The organism is Epilithonimonas hominis, assembly GCF_003730015.1.
In the GTDB taxonomy this organism is placed as follows: Bacteria; Bacteroidota; Bacteroidia; order Flavobacteriales; family Weeksellaceae; genus Epilithonimonas; species Epilithonimonas hominis.
Genome location: NZ_RJTU01000062.1, coordinates 1 through 24900 on the forward strand (window position 1 = coordinate 1; position 24900 = coordinate 24900).

Annotated in this window: 21 protein-coding genes and 1 pseudogene; 9 read left to right on the forward strand and 13 right to left on the reverse strand. The window is 38.9% G+C overall.

The features are described 5' to 3' along the window. The first annotated feature begins 67 nt into the window (after positions 1 to 67). The 9 genes from EGH73_RS09770 to EGH73_RS09810 all read left to right on the forward strand — a co-directional run bounded on the left by EGH73_RS09770 (position 68) and on the right by EGH73_RS09810 (position 6441). Entirely contained in the window at positions 68 to 1399 is a 1332-nt protein-coding gene (locus EGH73_RS09770; protein WP_123281679.1) for an OLD family protein, read from the forward strand. Further along, positions 1389 to 1688 carry a hypothetical protein gene (locus EGH73_RS09775; protein WP_122028040.1) on the forward strand — a complete coding sequence of 100 codons (300 nt, stop codon included), beginning with the start codon at positions 1389 to 1391 and terminating at the stop codon, positions 1686 to 1688. Before EGH73_RS09770 ends, EGH73_RS09775 begins: the two co-directional genes overlap by 11 nt. 145 nt (positions 1689 to 1833) lie before the next feature. Further along, positions 1834 to 2616, forward strand: a complete 783-nt coding sequence (locus EGH73_RS09780; RefSeq protein WP_317124643.1) for an RteC domain-containing protein — start codon at positions 1834 to 1836, stop codon at positions 2614 to 2616. A gap of 23 nt (positions 2617 to 2639) precedes the next feature. Further along, the gene (locus tag EGH73_RS09785) at positions 2640 to 3296 is read left to right on the forward strand and encodes a hypothetical protein (protein ID WP_123281681.1); all 657 of its coding nucleotides are present in this window, start codon (positions 2640 to 2642) and stop codon (positions 3294 to 3296) included. A gap of 222 nt (positions 3297 to 3518) precedes the next feature. Continuing rightward, on the forward strand, positions 3519 to 3776 hold the full coding sequence (locus EGH73_RS09790; protein ID WP_123281682.1) for a helix-turn-helix domain-containing protein: 258 nt from the start codon (positions 3519 to 3521) through the stop codon (positions 3774 to 3776). Positions 3777 to 3784: 8 nt separating this feature from the next. Continuing rightward, positions 3785 to 4708: a transcriptional regulator gene (locus EGH73_RS09795; protein ID WP_123281683.1), complete on the forward strand. Its 924-nt coding sequence runs from the start codon at positions 3785 to 3787 to the stop codon at positions 4706 to 4708. A gap of 10 nt (positions 4709 to 4718) precedes the next feature. Continuing rightward, positions 4719 to 5360: an AAA family ATPase gene (locus tag EGH73_RS09800; RefSeq protein WP_123281697.1), complete on the forward strand. Its 642-nt coding sequence runs from the start codon at positions 4719 to 4721 to the stop codon at positions 5358 to 5360. Positions 5361 to 5488: 128 nt separating this feature from the next. Then, complete coding sequence (locus tag EGH73_RS09805; protein WP_123281684.1) at positions 5489 to 5755, forward strand: DUF3853 family protein; 267 nt, start codon at positions 5489 to 5491, stop codon at positions 5753 to 5755. Between the two features lie 5 nt (positions 5756 to 5760). After that, complete coding sequence (locus EGH73_RS09810) at positions 5761 to 6441, forward strand: hypothetical protein (protein ID WP_123281685.1); 681 nt, start codon at positions 5761 to 5763, stop codon at positions 6439 to 6441. 7 nt (positions 6442 to 6448) lie between these two features. Here the strand turns inward: EGH73_RS09810 and EGH73_RS09815 are convergent, their stop codons facing one another. The 13 genes and pseudogenes from EGH73_RS09815 to EGH73_RS09875 all read right to left on the reverse strand — a co-directional run bounded on the left by EGH73_RS09815 (position 6449) and on the right by EGH73_RS09875 (position 24899). Further along, the gene (locus EGH73_RS09815; RefSeq protein ID WP_148041696.1) at positions 6449 to 6919 is read right to left on the reverse strand and encodes a hypothetical protein; all 471 of its coding nucleotides are present in this window, start codon (positions 6917 to 6919) and stop codon (positions 6449 to 6451) included. A gap of 544 nt (positions 6920 to 7463) precedes the next feature. Next, positions 7464 to 12554 (reverse strand): Eco57I restriction-modification methylase domain-containing protein, encoded by a 5091-nt coding sequence (locus EGH73_RS09820; RefSeq protein ID WP_123281698.1) that lies wholly within the window; start codon positions 12552 to 12554, stop codon positions 7464 to 7466. A gap of 539 nt (positions 12555 to 13093) precedes the next feature. Next, positions 13094 to 13756, reverse strand: a complete 663-nt coding sequence (locus tag EGH73_RS09825; RefSeq protein ID WP_123281687.1) for a hypothetical protein — start codon at positions 13754 to 13756, stop codon at positions 13094 to 13096. A gap of 73 nt (positions 13757 to 13829) precedes the next feature. Next, positions 13830 to 16592, reverse strand: coding sequence for a JAB domain-containing protein (locus EGH73_RS09830; protein WP_123281688.1), 2763 nt, complete (start codon positions 16590 to 16592; stop codon positions 13830 to 13832). Between the two features lie 12 nt (positions 16593 to 16604). Further along, entirely contained in the window at positions 16605 to 17339 is a 735-nt protein-coding gene (locus EGH73_RS09835; RefSeq protein WP_123281689.1) for a hypothetical protein, read from the reverse strand. Next, positions 17329 to 18156 carry a M23 family metallopeptidase gene (locus EGH73_RS09840; RefSeq protein WP_123281690.1) on the reverse strand — a complete coding sequence of 276 codons (828 nt, stop codon included), beginning with the start codon at positions 18154 to 18156 and terminating at the stop codon, positions 17329 to 17331. Before EGH73_RS09840 ends, EGH73_RS09835 begins: the two co-directional genes overlap by 11 nt. 5 nt (positions 18157 to 18161) lie before the next feature. Continuing rightward, positions 18162 to 20153, reverse strand: a pseudogene (locus tag EGH73_RS09845) (type IV secretion system DNA-binding domain-containing protein). Continuing rightward, complete coding sequence (locus EGH73_RS09850) at positions 20153 to 20587, reverse strand: hypothetical protein (protein ID WP_123281691.1); 435 nt, start codon at positions 20585 to 20587, stop codon at positions 20153 to 20155. The pseudogene EGH73_RS09845 and the gene EGH73_RS09850 overlap by 1 nt, the downstream one beginning before the upstream one ends. Before the next feature lie 19 nt (positions 20588 to 20606). Further along, complete coding sequence (locus EGH73_RS09855; RefSeq protein ID WP_123281692.1) at positions 20607 to 21476, reverse strand: DUF4138 domain-containing protein; 870 nt, start codon at positions 21474 to 21476, stop codon at positions 20607 to 20609. Between the two features lie 4 nt (positions 21477 to 21480). Beyond that, positions 21481 to 22695 carry a conjugative transposon protein TraM gene (locus EGH73_RS09860; protein ID WP_123281693.1) on the reverse strand — a complete coding sequence of 405 codons (1215 nt, stop codon included), beginning with the start codon at positions 22693 to 22695 and terminating at the stop codon, positions 21481 to 21483. Beyond that, entirely contained in the window at positions 22685 to 23038 is a 354-nt protein-coding gene (locus EGH73_RS09865) for a hypothetical protein (RefSeq protein WP_123281694.1), read from the reverse strand. The genes EGH73_RS09860 and EGH73_RS09865 overlap by 11 nt, the downstream gene beginning before the upstream one ends. A gap of 1 nt (position 23039) precedes the next feature. Continuing rightward, positions 23040 to 23654 (reverse strand): conjugative transposon protein TraK, encoded by a 615-nt coding sequence (gene traK / locus EGH73_RS09870; protein ID WP_123281695.1) that lies wholly within the window; start codon positions 23652 to 23654, stop codon positions 23040 to 23042. A 12-nt stretch (positions 23655 to 23666) separates the two neighbouring features. Continuing rightward, positions 23667 to 24899, reverse strand: coding sequence for a type IV secretion system protein (locus EGH73_RS09875; protein ID WP_245985498.1), 1233 nt, complete (start codon positions 24897 to 24899; stop codon positions 23667 to 23669). Position 24900 lies beyond the last annotated feature (1 nt).

The following is a 24900-nucleotide window of genomic DNA, read 5'->3' on the forward strand; positions in this document are numbered from 1 at the left end:
TAATATCAAGTAGTCATATATTTTATTTGGTTCGAAAGGAACCGGAAAGACAGAAATTTTAGATAATTTGTCAAAATATTACAATGATTTAGGATACAAAACAAATGTTTATAAATCCAATGACCAACATCTGAGTGAGGCATTTGATTTACGAGGTTCGGGCAACATCGATTTTGCTACATTGAATATAGATGGATGTGAAGAAGAAATCCAGTTTATTAAGCAAGTAAGTGAAGAAGATATTACTAGTATTTCAAAATACAAACAACATTTCGCTTTAGAGCAAACAAATAAAATTTCAAAAAATCTAAAAATAAAGGACACTATTTTGCAGGATGATACTGTAATGTCACGTAAATTAAGTGAGTTAAATGCCATTTCTCAAAAATTTAATGATTTTCTTACTTATACCAGAGATAATGACAATTTAAAAGATTATATTAATTTGGAACTGCTTGAGGAATTAATTGGAGTTTTGAATAAAATTTTGTTTTCATTGAAAAAACATACAGAAGATAAATTCATTGAGAAAACAAGTGTAAAAATGCTAAATCAAATAATTAATCTTTTTAGTACAGAAATTGCAAAAAAAACGGGTCAACCTCAAAAACCTGCAAAAACTGGATTTGCAGAATACGCAAGTAATCGTATAAAAATTGAAAAAACTATAAAAAAAATTCTTCAAAATATTAGTAAACAAATTGAACCGATTGAAGAATACGCTGGAAGCCTAGGAGAGAAAGGTGAAATTTTTTGCAAAACAAATCTTAAAATTCAAGATGGCAATATTACTGATAGTGCTTATACTCCAGTAAAGCAAGTTAGAAAAACACCTCAAAAAGATTTCGCAAAATCAATAATAGCGATACAGAGATCTTTATATAATAATAATTTATTCGAGAAAATTACAGAATTGAATGCGATCGATGGTATTGAAACAATTAATTCAGTAAGTGATTTACTTTTGAAATACAAACATTTCATTCTGAATAATGAGTCTTATAGTCCTTCTAATGGAGAGTCTTCGATGATCTTATTGCATAAAGAATTAAGCGAGGACAAGGAAATTTACTTGATTGATGAACCAGAAAAAAGTTTAGGAAATGATTATATAAATGATGTAATTGTACCTTTGTTGAGGGAAAAAGCACTGCTCGGTAAAAAAGTGATAATTGCGACTCATGACGCAAACATTGCAGTGAGAACTTTGCCCTACAACTCGATATATAGGCTTCATGACCAAGGACAATATTACACATTAACAGGAAATCCGTTTTCTAATAAATTGAAATGTATTTACGGAATTCATGATGAATTAGATTGGAAAGAAATAAGTATGAAAACATTAGAAGGAGGTAAAGAAGCCTTCGGAGAAAGAGGAAAAATATATGGAAACTAAAACAGCAAATATCAAACGAGAGGCAACAGCAACCTCCTTAATTCTTAATTTGGACACTCCTTTGGAAATAATTCTAACAGAGGATAATCCAAATTCTGTCAAAGCAATTTTTAATAATTTAATAAAAGAACTTAAAAAAGGTCTCTTAAAATTTGAACTGGAAGATGAAAAAAAAGATGATATGTACTTTCACATTTGCGATGAATACATTAAACAACTAAATTCTGAAATGGAAACCGTCTATAACGAATTGGTAGATTATGAACTTTTAGATACAAATGAAGAATAAACTTGTCCTAATTTATAAATCACGACCTGTAAGGTTTTAGATTACGATATTTCAATAATATTTTTGCTTTGCTTATCAATATTAAATGCAAGAATATTTTGTAAATATAATTGAAACGCTACAGGAGAACATCAGGGAACTATCTATGGAAATAGATAATCCTATCGTATTTTCCGAGCTAGCCATCAAGTTGAGTTTGGATTCACTCTCGAAACTAAAGAACTACGTTCTCAAAAACCCATTCCAAAATACAGAAGAAGAAATCAACTTTTTCAAAAATGTCAAACCTAGGATTTTATCTATATTAACTTATCACAATTCAATTTTTAGAATTGAAACAAAAAAACCAAATGGTGGCGAGAAGATTATCAGGAAATATTATGAGGCAGAATTAGCCAAACTCAAGAACTACTTTGAGAATAATTTAGAATTTTACAAATATTACCGAACAGGTAGCAATTATTTAGATAATCATTATTTCTTACGAGGGAAGTACGATATTAAATTAAGTTTAGACACATATTTTTTTGAATCCGATCACAGCTTCACCACCTCACATGACTATAAAGTTGCAAAAATTATTGCAAACGACCAATTGCAGGTATATCTGGAAAATGAATTATCAAACCTTTACAAGAATTATTGTAAAGATGAAAAACCATTGTTACATTCAGGATTAAAATGGACAGCACCAAAAGTTTCACTTATAGAATTACTTTACGCATTGCATGCAGAAGGTGTTTTTAATAATGGTGCAATGGAGTTAAAAGAAGTTGCAGAAAGTTTTGAGAAAATGTTCAATATCGATCTAGGACAGTTTCATAGAGTTTTCCTTGAAATTAGAATACGTAAATCTTCCAAAACAAAATTTCTAGATAATCTGAAAGAAACTCTGATAAAGCGAATGGACGATGCAGATGAAAATTAAAATAAATTATAAAAATAAAAAATATGGGATTTCACATTGTTAATTTAAATAATGGAGTTCTTGAACATGAATATATTCGTACTGAAAAAGAGCTTGCATTTTCTGATAAGATTAAGGAGGACACAATTATCTATCAAGGCGAAGAAAACTGGAAACCAGTGCGCGTTGGAGATTCAGAAAAATACAAAGATTATTGCAACCTGGACTTCCGAGCAGGAATGAAAGCTCAACAACTTTTTAAAGAACAGGCAAGGAGGGAAAGTTTAATGTTGGAAGAAATTAACCAAGATGTAGATAGTTTTGCTAATTATAAGCTTGATAAAACTACTCGTTATAAAAGAGGGGATTTTCTTGTTAGAAATTATCGGAATCTAGAAATCGAAGTAAAGTGTAAGAGATTTTATCCAGACAAAAATCCAAAAGTTTTTTATTTTAATGTTCAAGATTTAATGAAGCATAGCAATATGCAAGAAAGTTCCCAAACGCCAATTATTTTGGCAATTTACGAACGTTCAAAAGACGGCGGTATTATCGAGGAACCAAATTTTGTTTCCATTGATATGATAAATAAAAACAAAAATAAATTAAAAATAGAACCAACAAATAATGAAGATTGCTACAAAATCCCTATCTCATATTTAAAGAAAGGTTTCGGGTTTATTAAAGAATTTAGTTGGTAGAGTATTTTTATAATATTAGAAACTTCACACTATTAGTAATCACAAGTTGCAAGGGCTTGTGATTTTTTATTTCATAAGTTATAAGGGTTGAAAATGCATAATTATTCGTGCCTTTTTAAGATTTTTTTTTAATAAAAAATCATTCACAACTTCGGTTTATCTTGTGATAAAACACCATAGAAAAGCATAAACTTTGTCGCCATAATCAAAATTATACTAATTATGGCACTCGAAGTATTGACAAAAGAAGACCTTCAAAATTTCAAATCAGAACTCTTACAAGAAATTAAAGGGTTGTTTCATTTCAAAACAACCGAGCAGAAATTGTGGCTTAAATCCTCAGAAGTGAAGGAACTTCTGAAAATTTCATCTGGCACTCTACAAACTTTGCGCATTAATGGAACTTTAAGGTTTTCGAAAGTGGGCGGAACACTTTATTACAATTACGAAGACATCGAAAAAATGTTGAATCAAAAATAATTTTTGAAATGAATTATATTCGGCATTTAACGGGCTTCTTCGACAAAATCCAAGAAGATGAGCGCCTAAACCCTACTCACATCAGTCTTTATATTGCATTATTTCAATTTTGGAATGTCAATCATTTTCGAAATCCCATCAGTATTTCGCGAAACGAAATGATGAAATTAAGTAAGATTTCAGCGTATGGAACTTACCACAAATGCATCAAAGAATTGCAGGAATTCGGCTATATTGAATATATACCCTCTTTCAATCCCTACAAAGGGAGCACTGTAAATTTATTTGAATTTGATGATTCAGATGACTACGATTTAGCCAAATCAGAAAATGAACAAATCTCTAAATCTAACCATATCAGAAAGTCTGCGAGTAGTGAAAAACTTAGCCAAACCGTATCAGAAATTGAACAGGTAGCGTATCAAAAACTGAACAAGAACCACATCAAAAATCGAACAGGTAGTGAACAAGTGATGAACAACTACCATATCAAAATCGATACAGGTTTTGAACAAGAATTGATACCTTCTACAAACATATCAAACAATACAAACTATAAAACAGAGGAAGAGTTAGCGCAACCTCAAAAAAAATTGTTAGATAAAAAGTCAGTAAAAATCAAAATTGAAAAGCAGGGTTCAAAAATCCCACCTGAATTTTTTGAAGTGCAAATGTATTTTGAAGAAAAAGATTCCACAAAATGGGAAGCCGAAAATTTTTTCAATCATTACGAAAGCAACGGTTGGCTTGTCGGCGGAAACTCGCCAATGAAAAATTGGCAAGCAGGCGCAAGAAAATGGCTTTTGAATTGCAAAAAGTATAATTTTTCCACCACAGAAAAATCAAAAATTTCGATTCCAAATTTCGGTAGGATCCCTCAACCACACCATCTAAATGCTACCGTACAGAAATCTTATCAAGAAAAACTATAAAAATTTCGCAATGCAACTTCCGACAAGAGAAATCGAGATGTCTTATGATTACAAAAAAGTGGTTTCCTTCCTCATCGAAACTGCTGAAAAACATCTCGGCAAAAAATTTCAAATTCCCAAAAATGAGCAGGGAATTATCTTTGCAATTTTGGCTTGGTTCCTTGAAGATGAATTGGTGGCAAAGGAAATGAAAATTGATTTAAGCAAAGGAATTCTCCTAACAGGACCAATTGGGTGTGGAAAAACGACTTTGTTAAAATTAATGCAAAAAATTCCATCAAGCAGAAAAAATTTTGGAGTTTGTGCAACACGTCAGATTGTTTCAGAATTTATGCAGACAGGATTTGAAACTATTGAAAAATACTCTCGTGGAAACCTTTACAACGAAACAAGGCAAATGCGTGCTATTTGCTTTGACGACCTTGGAGCAGAAACTACTTCGAAATATTTCGGTAACGATTGCAATGTAATGGCGGAAATTCTTCTAACTCGTTACGATTTGTACAAGGAAAAAGGATTGATTACGCATATAACCACTAATCTTACCGCGGGTGAAATTGAATCCATTTATGGAAATCGCTTGCGCTCAAGAATGCGTGAAATGTTTAACCTTTTTGGTTACGATGAAATATCAAAAGATAAGAGAAAATGAATGTTTAAGGGTATTTGGAATGACCTGTTAACAACCTGTTTAAAAATTACACATCTTGTAAAATCCTCTTTTGAAGAGTTATTTTAGCCGATTATATTAGTAAAATATTCAAAAATAATAGAAATATAATGAAGGTAACTGACGGCATTGATAACAAGAAATATCTATGGCAACTTACGATTGAAGAGTTTAAAGACCTTCACAAAGAAATTACCAAAGAAAGAAACTACGAATACGGAATAAAAGGTTTAGCAAAAATTTTGGGTGTTTCTCGCTCGAAAGCTTATAATGTAAAAGCTTCGGGAATTTTGGGTGACGCAATTATCCAAAACGGAAAAGTGATTGTGATTGATGTTGAAAAAGCACTTCAACTTTTTTCAGAAAGTAATCGGTGATTGAAATGAGATATGAAAAATTTGCTAAAAATTTTTGGAATACCTATGATTATCAAACATTAGGAATTACTAGTGTCGCAATGTATTTGTATTTGATTTGGCAAATGGAAAAACTTCAGACAGAAAATTTTTCGCTTTCAGATTCTCAGATTTCCAAAGACTTGGGCATTAGAAGAAATACAGTAAAAATTTGCAGGGATAAATTAAGAGCAAGTGGACTTTTAGATTACGAAATTCCAAAAGGAGGTTCAGTGTATTATGATTTTAAGTTTAATAAAAGTCTGATTAACAACGAAGCCAAGGAAGAACTTAAAAGTGAAAAGAAAGTTCCACCAAAATCAAAAAATGTTTCTTCTGAAATTAATTTTACAAAACCGAAATCTATTAAACGAAGTTCTATTCACCAACTATCACAATCTCAAATTTCAGATTTACAATCTCAGATTCCAACTTTTGCTGAATTTCTCGCTTTCGCAAAAACTGTTGAATTTTACGAAGACCACCTAGAAAATTTGCTGAAAGAAAAATACGATGCTTGGATGGAAAACTGCTGGAAAAATAATTTGGGAAAACCGATTACCAATTGGAAACTTTCTTTAAAGAATGCAATTCCTTTCCTCAAAAATAATCCAGTAGAAACTGTCTCTCTAAACCAGGTTCCGAAAATAGAGCGTCCTGCAAATTAATTATCATCTATTTAAATTTTCTTTTGAAAAAAAAGAAATCACCCTCAAATTTTTCTTCAAGATTTTCGAATTCAATAAATTGAATAAACTCTTGCAAACATTTTCCTTTAAAGCCTCTAAACTTTGGAAAAGTTTCAAGTGGGATTGCAAATAGATCGCTAAATTTATGGATATCCAATTTTTCAAACATATTCCACAATCTCCTACTGAAAGGAAAATGACTGTTTGAAATTTTTTTGTCGACAAATGACGTTTCATCGCCGATTTTTCTTTTAATCAACTGTCTATATTCTAAAATATAATTTGCACGAAGCTGATTTCTTTTTTCCTTTAATTCATTAATTTCCAATACAAGATTTGAGACTGATTTGATTTTAAAAAATGTCTTTTTGTAAATATATCGGATTGAGTCTTTTGACACTCCAAATTCGGATGAAACAGATTGAAAAGAATATCCTTTCAGAAGTATATTTTCCATTATCTCAAACTCTTGGTCGGTCAAAAATTTTTTAGAAATATCTAGATAGAATCGATTTGTAAGATTAATAATTGATTTTCCCGAGACATTATATTTCCCAACAGTAAATATGCTATTGTCAATTTCAGGGCTTCTTTCAGGTATAGTGCTCATTATCAGTATTTTTTCATACGTGGAGTCCTACAAAAAATGGCGCAGGACACTACACTTACCCAAACAGGGGTACTGGTATACCCGACAACGGATAAGAGAGCGCCCACGCCACGGCGTGAGCGTTCTTACTTATCAGTCCCGTTGTCTTAAAAATTACCAGTTTTCTGTTAGGGACTTAAAGCAAAACACTTTAAGATTTTATATGAAGTAAAGATATAAAGAAAAATAATATTCACAAATAGTAAAAATTGTGGTAAGCTCTATTAATAAATTAAGATTATCTGTACAAAAGAATTTAAAGTCTAATTTTTTATGTTAAACTTCAAAAGTTTTTTTGAATATTACTGCTACTGAATTGGCGAAAAATAAACAAAACTATTTTATCAACTTGTCATCTATTCCACTTCTTACCCGATTCCGCTATTTTCATATTTTTATTTTCTCTCAAGTACAAAACCCCATTCTCCACCTTCCTGTCATCCAAATGATCCACCAAAGAAACTTTTCTCAACCGTTCCTCATTTTCCCTCTGATATTGCAACACCAAAGCCGACTGAACTTCGGGTAGCTTCTCAATCTGTTCCTCAAATTCGGCAATTTTCTTTTCGGTAAGTTCGTTTTGGAGTTCTATTTCAGAGATATTCACGCCTTTTTTTGCAAGATGGTCAATCGTTTCCTGCAGTTCCTGTTTTGCTCGGCTCACATTGGCTTCGTAATTATAGATGTGTCGGTTCCAAGTGTTGTCTTCGCCCGCATCTTTCGCCCATTGTTCCACTCTTTTCAGACTAGAAACGGCGTAATCCAACTTGTCTTTCACTTTGGTGTAATCCTCAAATTTTCGCAGGACAAAGGATTGGTCGGCAACATATCGGTCTTTTTCGTTTTGCAGTTTTTTCTTCAGCAGTTCAATCTCGATATTCGCACGAGTTTCAGGTTTTGTGATGATGGCAGTTTTCAGTTCCTGTGTATTTACATCGGAAACATCCACCACATTCGCACCTTTTTTCATTGCTTCAAGATATCTCGCTTGTTTTGCCTGCAATTTTTGAAGCATAAAAACATCGATGCTGTCATTGATCAGCATATAATTGATGCGTACATTTTCCCATTGGTTTCCCTGTCTCCAAGCGCGACCTTCCACTTGCCGAAGCGAAGTAAAATTGTAGGGTAGGGAAAGCAGATACATATCCGAAGTTTTTTCCTGCAGATTCATTCCTTCCTGAATCGCCTCGCTTCCGATAATTACCTTAATTTTCCCCGAATTAAAATTATTCTGAATGTCAATCCGCTGATTTTTTGTGGTCGCACCTGTAATAATTCCGACTTCATTGGGTTTAAAGCCGACTTCCGAAATCAAGTATTCCTTCAATTTTGGAAATTCTGCAACCGCCAATTCGGAGTAGATAATTTGTCCTGCATTCGGAACGTCCTTTTTATTTTGCGCAATCAAATCCATCGTCAATTTCAGTTTCGGCGAATTTTCGATAAACTCTTTTGTGGTAGGGTCTTCATCTTCAAAATGAATGGAAAGATAGGGTGAAATCGCAATCAATCTCGCATTCAGGATATGCGTTAATATCGCTCCCGGTTCCTTCTCGGAAAAGGAATCGTTCAAAAGTTCGTATTGTTCTTTCGTCAAATCGTTCTGCTCAATTTTATACTCCTTGTTGATTCGGCTCGGTCGCTTCAATTCGGGATTGTCTTCTTCGCCTTTCAAATCAATAAACTCCGACAGCAATTGCTGAAAAAGTGAATTGTTTTTAAATCTCCGAACATTGGACTTGAATTTCACGTTGCCTGTCGCACCAATTTCCATCTCGTTGTCGGCTTCCATAAAGGTTTCAAAGAAATTGTTCACATTGAAATATCCGCTTTCCTCCAAACGCTTATTGGCGATGAGCGACAAAATAGAGTAGTACTCCAAAGGTTTATTCGTAAAAGGCGTCGCCGAAAGAAGCGAAACATTTCTGCCGTTATTTTTCTCCTGAATGTATTGACACGCCATCCACGCATTGATTCCCAAACCCGAAGTCCGCTGATTCTGATTTCTAAAATCCGAAGAAAATCTACTGTCCTTAATCCGCACTTTTCCGACGATATGATTGGCGTTGTGCACTTCATCAAAAGTGATATGGTCGAAACCGAAATCCTCCCAATCATAAATTTTTCCGCGCCTCATTTTTCCTTCCACCTCTTTTTCCTTCTGAATCTCAATTTGCGAATCTCTTTCGCTGTTTTTTACGGATTTGAGTTCCGATTCGGTGATGTAGGAAAACTTGGACGCAAGTTGCTCCGTCGTTTCCCTCGAAAACCCGATATTGTTGAAACCTTCGTAAGTCACCAAAGTGATTTCCCCGTCCTTGTTGTCAAAATTTGACAAATCGTAATCCCTTCCCAAGTTTCCCAAAATATTCAATTTCGCTTCGGGAATCGTTTCAAAAATGGTTTCCACCCATTGCTTCAGGATATTTGCATTGGGAACAACGATGAGAGGTCGTTTTGCGTTTCCTCTTTGCATCGCTTCGTGCATCGAGATAATTCCCGAAAGTGTTTTCCCGAATCCCACTTCGTGCGCCAAAAGTCCGACACCTTTCGTGGTCAATCTTCCGACTCCTGCTCGCTGAACTTCGGTCAAGGAAAGCGGTTCTCCCTTAAAATTTTTGTTAATTTTCGAAAACAAAGGAAACTGCGAATAATCCGGAACGTGGATATTGTTAAATTTTCTATTGAATTCCGCCACAAAGCGATTTCGGGTTTCTTCGGAAAGTTCCTCTTTCACATATTTTCTAAAAAGGTCGTTTGCAGAATCTTTTCTCCTTTCCCGAATCAGCGCATTTCTTTCCTTGTCACTTCCGGTTACATTTTCATTGTCCACAAAACTGCGCACTTCCCACGAAGACGAACCTGCAAAAGCAGAAGCGGGCAACGAACTCACAAAAGTTTTGAAAGTTTCCGCCAAAGACGCATCTTCTTTCAAGGTTTCGGTTTGCCTCGTGTTCGGATTCCATTTTTCTTTTTCCACTTTTCCCATAGAAAATTGGTGGACAAACTCGTGGTTGGGACTGATGATGATGTTTTCCAAACTTTTGGGTTTAGGCAAAACACTTTCAAGGAGCGACCTCTGTTTTTCGTATTGGTTTTCCATTCCGCCGACTGCATTTTTATCGGCAAAATCCCGTTCCAATTGCTCCAATTTGGCGTAAATATTTCCTTCAGCATAATAGAAATCGTGCATCCATCGTCCTTCAAAATAATTGGCAAATTCGTAATGTTTTCCTCTGTTGTTGAGTGTTCCGTCATATTCCGTATCCTCAAAAGCAGATAGCTGTTCGGGACTGATGTTGGAAGAATTTTGAAGCGCCGTATCAACGATTTCATCATTTTTAAAAAAATGATATTTCAGGATTCCTTTCTTGATTTCAGGTTTTGTTTGAATCTCATATTCGGAATTTCTTTCCTTTCTAGATTTGATGATGATTTCCGCTTTTTTCAGCAGTTCCGCAATCTGTTTTGGGTTAAATATGTCGGGTTTCTCTGAAAGTTCAGTCTTTAATTTTTCATACCGTAAAATCTCCGCATTAATTAGTGAAGACTTGAACTTGATATGGGAAAGTAGCGCCAAAACGTCGTCCACTTTCGTTTTTGCCAAATCGATTTGAGCAGTTCGGTCAAAAACTTCTGCATTTTTTTCTTCTGCATCCTGCGTTTTTTTTTCCGAACCTCTTTCCGTTTTTTGCAAAGGTTTTGGTGGCGGTGAAATTTCTGCATCAAGGTCTTCAAAAAGATTTCCAATACGGACTTGCTTTTTATTGTTTTGAAGTTGCTCAAGAATAGCGAGAGCGTCTTCCAAACTTCCGGAAACATATTCCTCAAGTTTTCCGAAGCGGTTGGTTTTTTCCTTGATGCTTCCCAAAATATGGGCTGAATTTTTCTCGAAATAATCGGAATAGTCGCGTGACAATTTATCGGAAGTCTTTTTCAAAATCACGATATCCGTTCCGATTTTCGTTCCCGAAAAAGCACCTGCAGGCAATCGGTAGGCTTCTAGCAATTCGGCGGATTTCAATTTTTTCTGTCGGTTCATCCATCCCGAAGGAAGCACCATTGCTAAAATTCCATTTGGTTTTAAAGAATCTAAGGAACGCTTCACAAAATAGTCCTCGTATTTCGAGATTTTGCTTTCCTCGCCTAAACCTTTGTATATTCCACGATGTTCTCCATACGGCGGATTCCCGAGAACCAAGTCGTATTTTTCCGAAAAATTTTCAGGATTTTTCTTCGTGCCTTTCTCAAGGATAAATTCCGTCTCGAAAGAACGCAGATTGACGGTAATTTCAGGATTTAGGATTTTGGCAATTTTCGCCGAGGTCTCGTTAATTTCAAAAGAATTGACGGAAATGTTTTCGCTTAATTTTTTCGAGGCATTAATGAAATTACCCGTTCCTACACTCGGTTCAAGCACAGAAATATGGTCTTTTCCCGAAAAATGGTCTTTGATTAAATTTCGGACGGCTTCGACAATTTTGGTGTCCGTGTAATATTCGTCAAGAATTCCACGACCTTCCTTTAGCATTCCGCCACTTTTGAACTGACGGCAAATATTTTTGAGTTCGTCGGTAATGTTCAGATGCTCTTTCAGATGAACTTCCTTATCATCCGAAACAAAACAAGTCGCGGAGACGATTTCCGCAACCTGTTCGTTGGTCAGTTTGTGACCCCTATGTTGGTCTAAAATTCGGTCTAATTCAGCAATTCCTGTTTTGCCATCTATTCCGGATAACCGTCCGACCACGGAATTTTCTGTTCCCGCATTTTCTTGAGCATTTTTTGGTTGTGTTCCAAGTGCGGGTGTTCCCATTTTTCCTGCTCCTCGAAGATGGCTCCCGACTGCGCTTGTAAATCCATTTCTAGCATTTTCGCCGTCCATTTTTTGTCCGATCTGCTGATGGTTTTCTTGCTCGGATTGGCTGATTTGCTCAGGTGTTCCAAGGTCTCGTTTAGGTGTTCTTCCTCCCAATTGGAGAGTTTGGGATATTGTTTCGGATTGAGGTTCAGGATTTCCATTTTGGCTGTGTTTTGAAGATTCTAAATTAAGGCTTTTTTTCAGATTCTCCACCTTCTTTTGCAGATAATCGCTCAAATCGTTATATCCCGTTTCTGAAATTCCGTAAAGAAGTCGAACATCTTTTATTTTAAGGTCTTTCATTTCGGAAAGGATTTTTTTCGTGGCATAGTTTCCTGCTTCGTCGCCGTCAAGACAAAGAAAAATTTTCCCCTCAAAATCTTGGAAGGCCTTGATGAACTTGTCCGAATTTACTACAGAATTGAGCGCCACCAAAGTTCGGGTGTTCTTCACCTGATTGTCCTTTTGCAGTTGCAAAAAAGAAAGCAAATCGGTCATTCCCTCAAAAACAATAACTTCATCCTTTCTTGTTCCTTCCACCACGGAAATGTCGCTTTTTCCTATTTTGGTCTTTATCATCGGGTTTCGCAGTTCGTAACCGCCGGAAAGGTTTTTGATACCCAATCCGAAATAGGATTTTCCGCTAAATTCATAATGAACCTGTTTGGTGTTTTCCAAAAGAACCTCCCGAGAAATCCCCCGATTTTCAAAATAATCGATGAGCGTTTCGTTGTTAGGCGGAATGATGTTCAATATTTTAGGAGAGGAGTTCACGGCGATTGAAGAGTTCTTGATTTTTGTAGGTTGTTGATTTGTGGAAATGGGGTTGTTAAATGGATTGGGAGAAAACTGTTTAACATATTCCATTGCTTCCTTCCAACTTTTGTTCTCAAAATGCATCACGGCTTTGATGATTTCGCCACCTTCCTTCGATTTGAAGTCGAAGTATTTTCTTTCGTTCACCGAAAACTTGTTTTCAGGTGTGAGGAAATAGTGGTCTTTTCCCGATTTTCGGTCGTAGCGCACGAGATTTCTTCGCGCCAAATCCTGAAAATAATCCAACACGGAAAGGCTTTCCGAAATCTGCCGTATTTCATCCTGAGAATATCTGTTTTCCACTATTTCCTTTGGTTTGCAAATTGGTTGAACTCAAAAATTTCCTTCGCCTCGTTGTCCCAATTTTTTCGTGGAATCAGTTGCATCGAGACAAAGACGTCATCTTTCTTGTTATAGGAATCGATACGCTCAATTCTTCCGGAATAATCTTTCTCAGCGTGTCTATAAAGTGCATACGGCAAAATCGTATCGGTTGGATAGACGTAATACCTCGTGTAATTCCACGGCGAATTGATTTCGAAGCGTCTGAATTTTTTATTGAACAAAATGGTATCGCTCAAATTTCTTCGGTTTCTATAATTGGGAATCGGGTCATTTGAAAATATGGCACCCGCACTTTTGTCAAAGACCAATAAAGGTTTCATTTTCTTTGAAATTTCAGAAAGTAACAAATTTTCCGCAGGTTCCAATGGATAAAATACGGAATCTTTGATGAAGAAAAGATGTCTGCTCATTTCGGGGAGTTCCGGCTCGGGAACAATTTCCACGATGGAGTCGCCCGAATAATTCATCCTCGAAATCAAGAAACTCTTGCGGTTTTCAAGATTTTTGGAAGCACCGATATAGACGTTGGAAATAATGTCGATTCCGCCTTTTTTTGAAATGACTTTTTCTTTGCACGAAACAATGGATAGTAGAACGGAAAGCAGAATTATAATTTTCATAGTATTGATGGTTGTTAAAAGGCGGTAAACAACACCGTCATTTACCGCCGAAGATTAGATGTTGAAATGGTTTTTAGATTCCTCTTGAAATACTCTGCTGTTTCACCTGATTCTTTTCGGGACTCTCAACTTCCAAACCCTTCAAAGGCTTGTTGGTATTGATTCGGTTCATCTCGTTGTCGTACAGGTTGAGGTTTTTGTACTGCGGATTCAAAACGGCTTTTCCTTCCACGGTTTGGTTGTCGAGTGAAAATTTCACTTTCACGATGTTGCCTTTCTCCAAAGACTTGATGACGTTGTCTCTGTATTCCGGCTTGTCGAAAATCAGACCTGCCTTATCCACAATTTTCCCTGTGTCCACCCCGTAATTTTCGTTGTAGATTTCGAGTTTGTAGTTTCCATAGTCGTTTTTGGCCTCGTTGAATTTCAGTTTCACAAAGGCGGGAATCATCTCGTCGGTCTTGGTGTTTTTCAGTTCCGTTTTCACGGCTCTACCTTCGAGAAGGTTTACGGCTTCCTTTGCGGTAAAGGAGTTTTCCTTGCCCACGCCGAAGTTGTGCGTGAATTTTTCGCCTTTGTCGTTGGTCAGTTCTGCCTGATAAGCGTTCAGGAAGATTCCGCCTTTTTCTGACTTGTTGAATTTCAGGGTAAAATCCACCTTGTTTTCCGGCAGGGTTTTGTCAGAAGTCGTCTTGATTTCAAACTGTCTTTCCTCGCCGTTGATGCCGTTTTCCAAATCTTTATGGAGTTTCTCTCCTTCGCCGAAACCTAGATATTTCATTTGGTCTTTCAGGTACTGTGCAGTGTCGAATTCTTGTGTGCTCATAATGCTTGTTTTTGGGTTGTTAATAAGATTGTTTTGGTTGTTTTGATTTGTTTTTTGTTGTTGGGAAGCAGATTTTGGAGCGGGATTCAGTCCGTTTCTAAAATCATAAATCTGCATCCACTTTTTTTCCTTTTCGGAAAATTCGCGTTCTCCGTCCTTAAAGAATATCTCGGGGGAAGTGGTTTCCATTTCGGAGATAAAATCTTTGTAGGCTTTGGTTTTGGGCGTAATGTACTTGTCGAAAAACGTCAATTCATAATGGCTTTGAACATCTTTTGGAATCTCCTTCTGATGAAAAACGCCGTTAAATAATTCGAGTTCTTCAAGGATTTCCTTTACAAAATCTTCTTTCGGATTATGGGAAAGGTCGATTTCAAATGTTTGGTATTCCTCATCAAAACCACCCATTTCCTCATCCATATAGTCTTTGGTAACGCCGACCCAATCATCGTCGTCGCCATATTCCTTACACATAATGTCCTCCAAAATATCGTTCGCCAAAAGATATTCTGCTTCCGAACGATTGACTTTGATGTGGAATGCTTCGCCTTGACGCTCCTCGGGAATTTGCTTGAGAAATTTTTCCTGCTGATTTTCAATCAAATTATTTTCAACGATATTTTTTGAGGAATAATGGTTTTCCACCTCGTTCATCAGTTCATTCAGTGCGTATTGGGAAAGCCTGTCCAACAAGAAAGGCTCTTTTCCTTCGGCGATTCTCACCAAAAGAATCGGGTCTGTATCATATTGCGACATCGTCAAATCCAAATATGCCTTCAGTTCTTCGGTTGAGTCAAAATCGAAAGGTTTTGGTGCCACGGATTTGGCTTCATCATTCGCATAAACTCCGATTTCTACCGTTATCTTTTCATTCGAGCCGTACCGATTTCCCAATTCCCCTACCATCGGTTCCGCATTCAGATTATCTTTGCTGAATTTGTCCACGAGATGGTCATAGACATTGATTTTGGTCTTTTCGTAAAGGGAATGAAAATTTCCGCTTTCCAATAAAATCGCATCCAAAGCCGTGAATCCCATCAGTTCGAGTTTTTCGCGGTATTCCTTGTACATCTGCTCGTTCACATTGTTTCCGTAGAGGATGACTCCCGTTCCGGCGTGAATGGTCATCAGTTCTGTCAATTTCTCGAATTGCCGATGTTGCGGAAGAATGAACTTCCCCACAATGTCGTTCGCATTGTTCAGGATGATGGCTTCCGTCTTGTCGGACAAACCAAACTTTTGGCTCGAAATGTAGGCGGCGGTATCTTCGGGACTGCTGATTTTAAACGGTTGATAATTGGCGGCAAAAATCTGCTTGTTGAAGGAAAAGGTGCTGACTTTTCCCTGCAGTTGGTTTTGCTCGGAAAGTTCCAACACCCGGTCGTTTCCCAACTCGCCGTTAAAAACCAAATATTTTCCCGAACGCAAATTGATGACGATGCCGTCTTCCACCTTTATTCCCGTGTGGTCGAAAATGTCGTGCAATCTTTGCAACATCAGTCGGTCGTGTTTGCTCGAAATCAGTTGTCCGCTTGGATGGTTGTGGACGAGGGTAATGCTTTCGGGCTGCATTTTGAAGACATTCCCCGTCAACAACCGCAAATCCACGACCGTGGAAGTAATTCCGCCTGTCGAAAGATGCTGAACGAGGTAACTGTCGTCCTTGAATTTGTAAAGCGCAAAAGTGTGTTCCACCGCCTCGTCCTCAAGCGAACGGAAAAGCCACGCCACATCGTTCACATCCGAAACTTTCGTACCCGCTCGAAATGAAAGACTTTTATTTTCCGAAAACTGCCTTTCTACGAGCGCAAAATCATTGGCGTAACCTTGATTGTCCTTTTCCCGTAGGATGGCGGAATTTGGGTGAGCATCATTTCTCCCGCTGAAAAGTTTGTACGGTAAAACCTTGCCTTCCGAAGTTTTGAGATATTTCGTCGCCTCGTCCGTTGGAAAGCGAAAATTCGTGTTCGGTCCATATTTGCTCTGATAATTAAAAAGGTCTATATCCATGGCTATAAAAAATTACCTGCGGAATCCTCTTCGTTTTTCCTGTTCCTGTTCGATTTCTTGCTCGTTTTCCTCTTCCTCTTGCTGTGATTTGGCTTCCCTTTCGGAATTCGCGTCCTGATAAAGGTCAGGGTCGTTTACGTCCAACCGTACTTCGGACTGTTGCTGTTTTTGCGCCTGCTTCGGGGATTGAGCCACCTCGTTCACGGTATTGATTTCTTTGGACACGATATTGAGGTTGTTGATGATGTCCTTGGCGATTTCGGGGTACTTATCGATTTTATCCTGCAGGAATTCTTTCAGTTTCAGGAGTTCGTCCTTGTAGCGGTTGATTTCCTCGGAATCGTTTCGTCCTAAAATAGTCTCGGTCAAAACTTCCGCATTCAAAACCATATCGTATTCCTCCAAAGATTTTGTGGATTCGTTGTAGAGGAACGCCTTTTTGGAAACGTTTAAATCGGGGTTTTGGTCGTTCAGATTTTTCTCCGAAACATACTGTATCGATTCTTTTTTGGATTGGTCTAGAATTTCGGAAAGGGAATGCTCCATTTGATACACCTTTACCTCCAATTTGGAGTTGTTGTCGGTCAGTTGGAAGGTGATTCGGTCTTTCTCGTTGTCGGCGACAAGGATTTTTCCCTGCATAAATTCGATGATGTCGTTGGCGTTCAATCTTTTTGAGAACAAATTGTCGGCTTCGATGATTCCGAACTTTTTCAGGTCGTCTGTTGGTAGTGGGTTAGTGTTCATAATGTTGTGCGATTAATTGTTTTGCTTGAATGAGTTCGTTCAGAAAATTCAGGGGATTGATGAACCTCCCAAATTCCTTCACGGAAAAGTGCAGGTGCGGTCCGGTAGAGTTTCCCGTGTTTCCGCTCTTGCCGATGATGAATCCCGCCTTTACGAATTCTCCGGCTTTGTAGTACATTTCGGAGAGATGCAGATAGGCGGTCTCAAAACGGTTGTGCTGCAGGACTTTGATGTAGTTTCCGCCACCTTTACTGTCCCATCCTGATTCGGTAATGATGCCGTCCATCACGGCAAAAACATTTTCATATCGAGCCTTGATGTCGATGCCGTTGTGGAATTTCTGTCCGCCAAAAATGGGATGGAAGCGGTTTCCAAAACCTGAACTCAGGTTGAGCGCATTTTTCACGGGCATCATAATCTTGTTCGGGGAAAGCGTGTTTTCTTCCTTCGGTTTTAAGGATTTTTGCAATCCCGATTTTTCCACAGAAAGATTTCTTTTCAGGATTTGGATAAGTGAATCTTCCACGCGTTTGGTGTCAAATTGCGGAGGAGTTGTCTTTAACTTGTTCATCTCCAAAAACATCTTTTTCAGAGAATCAAGTTCCTTCCGCAAGACTTTCTTTGAAGAATTTTTAAGAAAGAAATTTTCCTTTTCGGAAACTCTTGTTTCTTCGGTTTTAGAATTGGTTTCCTTTGTTGAATTTTCAATAAATTCGGGTTTGCTTTCTTCCATTTTCTTCACAAAAGTCACGGTGTTGAATTGTGCTTTTAGCGAAAATTGAATGAGCAGCGTAAAAAGTAGGATGTATCGTTTCATTTTGGTCAGTTTAAAATTTTCAGGGCGTCGATGATGAGTTCCACCTCCTTGTTGATTCTTCGGAAATTCGTCATCAGTACTTCCTCTTTTCGGTTTTTTCCTGTTTTGTCTGTGAAATTGTAATACGTAGGCATTTTCACATAGTTCTGTTTCTCGTATTTAATCTTCCGCATATCGAGGTTGATTTTCCCGCTGATTGCCGATGACTTGTATTCCGAGGTGTCGTTTTCCTCGCTTTGCGCAATCATTCCGACCATTTCTCCGGTGCGGAGTGCGGCAATTTTTCCTGCAGGAATCATATTGTCCATCTTTTCGTTGATACTCGTCGTGGTTCCTTGTTGCGAGATGCTCTGCGAATAGGTTTTCTGCTTGATTTTTCCGAAAAGTTTTTCGAGCCATTCCAACGTGTTCTTATCCCTTGCAGAACCTGAAAGGATGTTCCCGACGATGGCGGAAATCGTGTCGGCGACTTCCTTTTTATAAAACTGTCGTAGTTGCGGAATTTCCTGAAGTCCCAAAAGCACGGCAATCTTGTTGCTTCTTGCGGTTGCCACCACATTGTCGATTTTGTGGATGTAGATGGTCGGGAACTCGTCCGCAATGATTCCGCCGGGAAGATTTCCCTTGTTGTTAATCAAGGTCAAAGTTCTGTTCAAGACGGATGAGTAGAGAGCGGAGTTGATGTCTTGCGTTCCGGGATTGGAAGCCAATATCATTATCGACGGATTTTCTCTATTTGTAATTTTCAGCTCCACTTCGTCCCCCGAAAACACCCAAAAACTTTCCTTAGTCGCCAATCTTGAGAGGAAGATTTTCAAGGTTCCGACCTGTCCTTCCAATTGGTCGAATGCCTTGTTGTCATACGCCGTCTTGAAGGGAGAGAGAAGCGAAGTCAGTTCCTCGTGGGTAAAGAGCGTCTCGAAAATATCCTCTTAACTCTTGTTCATAAAAGCCAAAAGATGGGGAAGTGTAGAAAATTTTCCGTTCTCGTAAGTTGCAAAAAAGTAGATGCACGAGGATAGAAAATTAATTGCCGACTGCGTAAAAAACTGCTCGGAACCACCGCCTGCACTTGCACCACCTTTTTGCAATGCTGAAACCATCGCTTCTGCCATTTCCTGAGCTTCTGCTAATGTGCGGATATATTCTTTTTTGAAGGGATTCACGCGTTTCGAGCCTTCCACTTCATTCAAATTGATGATGTTGAATTGGTGCTGATAGTCTTCATCATTCGATTTCTTCAAAAGATAATGATAGTAGGCAATCTGTGATAGATCGGGAAACTTGAAATCATAAATACAAAGCGAGAAACCTTTGGCAACCATCTGTCGGATGGCGGGATTGATGACGCCGAACGATTTTCCGGAACCGGGTGTTCCGATGACCATTGTCCCACGAAACGGATTAAGGTTAATCCAACCGTTGTGTGTCTTTTTTTGATATCGGAACAAATAGGGCAGATTCACGGAAGTGTCGGTTTCTGCCAATTCGGTGTTTTGCGCAAAACTTTCCTCCTCAACATTCCATCGGTCATTCCCCATTTTGTGTTGCATATATTTGGAGATGCTGTCCGCTCCCATTTGTGCAATCATTGCTCCCAATAACGAAAGTAATACGTACCCGATTTGGAAAACATTCATTCCGGGTAGAATGTTTGGGATGGACTTGTCGTTGGTAAAAGGAATGAGGAAAAGTGAACCCACCATCATTCCCACCCCGAAAATAATAGGGAGGATGATAGATTTTACAACGTTTAAATCCTGTTTCTTATTCGCCTTGGTGCCCGCCGCCACGATGGCGATTAAAATCAGTGTCGAAATTTTGGCGTTGATGGGCGGTGAGAAAATCCCCATCTTTGCAAATCCCTCCAACAATTTTGAAAGCACGGGAACATTAGCGTGGAGAAAAAACAAAGTGATACATTCCATCGCCACTACGGCATAGACTAATTTTTGGAAGAATCCGTAAATCTTGATTTGGTGCTGCTGTTCCTGCATTATGGGTATCTGTTTTCGATGATGTTGTTGATGTCGTTCAATGAGATGTCGATGTGGCACAACGAGGCAAATTCCCGTAGGAAAAGGATGATGTCCGTAAAATGTTCCTTGGAAACCTTTTCGTAATACACTTTTACGCCGTAAAGCGGCTTAATCAGTTGGACAGTTTTTTCAAATTTTTCGGAATCGGTAGCGGAGATTTCAAATCGTTTTCTGAATTGAAGCCAATCGTAAACGTAGAAAAAGCGGATGCAGAAATATTTTTCGTCAAACAGGCTAATGAATTCCTTTTGAAACTTCATGATGCTTGCCTCATTGACGGTGTCGTTGAATTCGTCAACAAATCTCGGGTTGTCGGTTTTCAGGGTCAGAAGTCCGTCGAGGTTCAGATTTAGAAAAAGTGTTTTCAGTTTGTTGGTGGTTTTGGTTGCCATAATTTTTGATTTTAAATGATTAAAAAGTGTCTGCGTTCAGGATGTCGGAATACTTGATTCCCATCTCGATGGTTCTTCCCAAAAGTTGTTCCTCCACGAAGCGTATTTTCAGAATTTTGCTGTTCGGATAGGTAAACTTCTTGAAGACATAGATGTTTCGATAGTTTTTCTTGAATGCTTTCTGCGACTGAAATCGGTAAATTGGTTTCATTGCGATGCTTTGGTTGTTGGTCGCCTTGTAGATTTTCTTGTCCTCCACGGAAAACTTTACGTCTTCAATTTGGTAACTCAGATTCGACTTGTTGGCGATATTGATGTCGAGAAAGATGTAGTCTCCAACCACGTACACATTGTTCAATTGCAGGGAGAGTTTCAGGTCGTTTACCGACCTCAAAGGCGTTTTGTAGGTTTTTTCGATGATGTTTTTCGAAAATCGGTAGAGTTCCGTGTTGGAAAAAGCCTGTTTCGGAAATTCCAGGGGCTGCATATCTTCCGGCTGAATTTGGATGTTGGTCTGCACATTGATTCGGTCGCTCGTTCTAAAAAGCACGCGGTATTGCGCCATAAACGATTGTCCAACTACGGTTACAACGCCGACTTCCTCGCTCGACTTCATTATTTTTTTGTTGAATTGTTTCGAGGAAATCGAATCTTTCGGAGCGGGATTGATTTTAATTCTCGCAATATTTTCTGCGGGAAGGTCGCCCACCAAAAAATCCGAGGACAAGTCGACAAACTGAATCGGTTCCGGAGAAATGATGTGTACGTTCACGCCTTCTCCCATGTCGAGTTCGGGAAGTTGGGTGATGCGGATTTCGGGTGTGGAAGTTTGGGCAAAAACGCTCACCGAAAATAAAAAGGAGAGGATGGTGTAAAAAAAGGTCTTCATAATGTTAAGGTTGATTGGGATTTTGTTTAAGGTCTTTTTCGTTAATCAGAAAGATGTAGGAATTGTACTTGAGTTTAGCTTTGTTGGTTCTAATCAGGTTAGCCGCAGTTTGTGAGGCGGAACGGAACGCGCCCGACAAAAGACTCGTGTAAAATCCCTTGCCTTCGGAATCGATGCTCGTTCCCTGCACGGAATTGCTTCCGAGTTCGCGCAACATTTCACGGAACGTGCTGTTCGGAACATAAAGTCCCTGCATTCCGTCGGTATCGTAAACAGTTAAATTGATGGGTAGGATTTCGCCACTGCGCATTACGGAAACCACGTTCAGGTTCACCCGCTGCAATGAAAATCCCGAAATCTGACCATAGAGCACGGTTCCCTTCGGAAGTTTTTGTCCGCCTGCGAAGACATCTTCCAACAATCGGAATCGTATTCTACTCCCTAAAAATCCGGTCAAATTCTCATCGATGACCGCTTTCACAAAGTTGCCCTCCTTTTCACGGTAAATGGAATTGAACCCGTTGTGGATATTGGATTTCGCGACATAATAGGTGGAATTGAGAAAGGCGTCCATCTTTTCCTTGTTCTTCTTCAGCAGTTCCTGCGCCTTTAATTGCGCCTGAAATTCGGGGTCTCTAGATTTTTCCAAGGAATCGAGCACGAGCATTTGTTGACGCATCATCTTTACGGGATCCAACGCTTTTGAATCTTGGGAAGATGGAGAGGTGTTTGCTGCAACATTTTGCGTATTGCTTGAACTACCACCCGAACTTTCTTGGTTCAACATTCGGATGATGTCCTTGGAACGCTGAAAGTCGCTATCATCAGAAGTTTTCGGTTTATAGTAGGAGTTCTGTCCCTGAGTTGAAGCTGTTGTCATCTGACTTTTTCTCGACTCGTTCAGGGAATCGATGTAGCGTTTCTGTCGGTATTCCAAATTGTCGGTGAATTGATTCAGGCTGTCATTTTCCTGTTGCAGTCCGTCCAACATCGTCCTACCGTCGGTTTTGGAAAACAGTTTGTCGTAGGCGTCGTTTTTGGAAAGGATGGAGTCCTGCGTATCACCGAGCGACACGGAAAGTTCCTGCTGTGGTGGTTTCTTAGCATCTTCACCTCCCATAAACTTGCTTCCCTGAAAACCTAAGAACAAGATAAAGGGCAAAGCGATGAGCGGAAGAATGTATTTCTGTTGTTTAAGGTTGATTTTTTTAAAGTCCATTTTTTAATTTTTCATATTGGTTATAGAGGTACTCAATCCTGATGCTGTCGGCTTCCGACAAAGACTGCTGCGAACTTTTTGCTTTAAAGGCCGAAAGTTCGCCCACAATTTTTTCCATCGATTTTTCTTTGGCGTCCTGATTCTGCTTCACCTTGTCGCTTTTAGAGTACAGGGTGGGAATCGCGCTTCCCAAGGTTACTTTAGGGGGAAAGAAGCAGTATTGCAGGATGGAGAAAATCAGTGAGAGGATGAGTGCCGCCATTGCATAGGCGAACACTTTTCGGGGTTGAGAAAAAATTTGTTCTTTCAGTATACCGTATTTTTTGATGATGTTTTCTTGCATACTAATAGGAGAATTTGGGTTGGTTGGAGATTTCTGAATTGTCGATGATGCGCCAATCTTTCAACAGCACACCGTGCGGATTGTTCGGACTTCGGACGATGTCCTCGAAACGACCTTCCGTAATGAGTTTCCTAACGATGAGTGCCGTTTTTCTGTTGATCATCTGTTTCCCGAAAAACATAAACTTTCGGTTGTTGGAATTGATTTGGATAGAATCTGTAGAAACTGTCACCATCGAGTTGGAGGAAATCAATTGATTGTAGAATCCCTTTTCACGCAGGTTGGTATATTCTTTTTTTCCGGTATCGTCAATTAAGTAAAGCGATTTTTCGATATTCTCCTTGATGTATTGGTCATCGGGAGCGAGCGTGAAAAATAGTCGATGGAAGAGTTCCACCTGCGATCGATATTCTACGGGACGGTTTAGGAGTTCGTCAGTCTGTTTTACCAAAATCGGAACACCGTTATCCAAAACATACAGCGATTTTCTCGATTCCTTGATGAGTTGGTACGCAAATCCGAATCCTGCCAAAACCATAAAAAGAGACACCGTCAAAGCCGTGATGGAAACTGCTTTGTTAATCTTTATTTTTTCTTCAATACTTTTTATCAGCATAATTTTTAATTTTTATCGTAAAGCCTTGATTGATTTTCCCATTTCACCCGCACTCTTGGCGGCAGATACAGCGATTGCCTTTCCTCCTGTTGCCGCCGAAGCCGCCGCCGTTTTACCCACGCTTATCACTTTAGCTGCCGCACTTTTACCTTTGGTCATAATTCCTGCACCTCCCGCAGAAACGATGGAGTCTGCAATGGTCGGCGTCATCAGCACGCCGATTCCCGTCACGATGTACGCGACGCAGGGGAAAAGTACCGTGTGAATCATCCCGTTATTGGAGATGTAGGCGGCGAGCATATTGAGGTCGGTGACGGTTCCGTTGTTCAAAAGCAGGTCATAGCGTTCTATTTCAAGTTGATATCCTGAAATAATCAGTTGCTGACCGATGTTGATGATGGTATAGGAAACGAATGTGTAGAGATTGATGTTGATAAATTTCGCCACCCAATTCTGAAAGGAACTTTCGAATCCCGGAATCAGCGAAAGACCTACAGCGACAGGACCGAGCACAATCAGCACATAACTCCAAATTTTTTGGATAAAGAAAATGAAGTAGGTACATACCCGCAAAATGGTCAGCGAGACCGCCTCCAATACTTCCGAAATCAGTTTCTGAAATTGAAAATCCATCCTAATCATCCATTCCTGAATCGGGGTGAAAAGTTGGCTCATTCCCTCGATAATTCGGTCGCCAAAACCTTTGTCTTCGTTGATTTGCAATTCCTTTTGTTTGGCTTCCTCCTCGGCTTTCTGCTTAATCAGGAACTCCAACAATTGGGTCTGTTTTTCAAATCTTTTGACGCGGATGTCGTTCGCCTGATTTTCAATAGATAAAAAAATATCCTTGGACGGTTGCGCCAATTTCTGCAATGGATATTGAATCATTTGATAGAAACTCACCCAATGCAGGAGGATCATTCCAATAATAATGGGTCTAATCATCGGTGTCACTTCCCAAGGTCTTGCGCCTTCCTGCATTTGGAAACCGAGGTATCCTAGATACATCAACGCTCCCAAACCTCCGATGGTTCTTCCAAGCATACTCGCTGCAATGGCGTTGCTTTGGATGTCGGTGTCCAATTGGGTGAAGACCTCCATATACCATCGTTCAAATGCGCCGTCACCTTTTAGAAATTGCAATAGGCTGTTGACATTATCGTTGGTTTGTGCAATTCCCAATATGGGAAATAAGAGCGCTGTAAGGCAGAGAAAGGTTAAAATTGTTTTAAATGAATCCTCGATA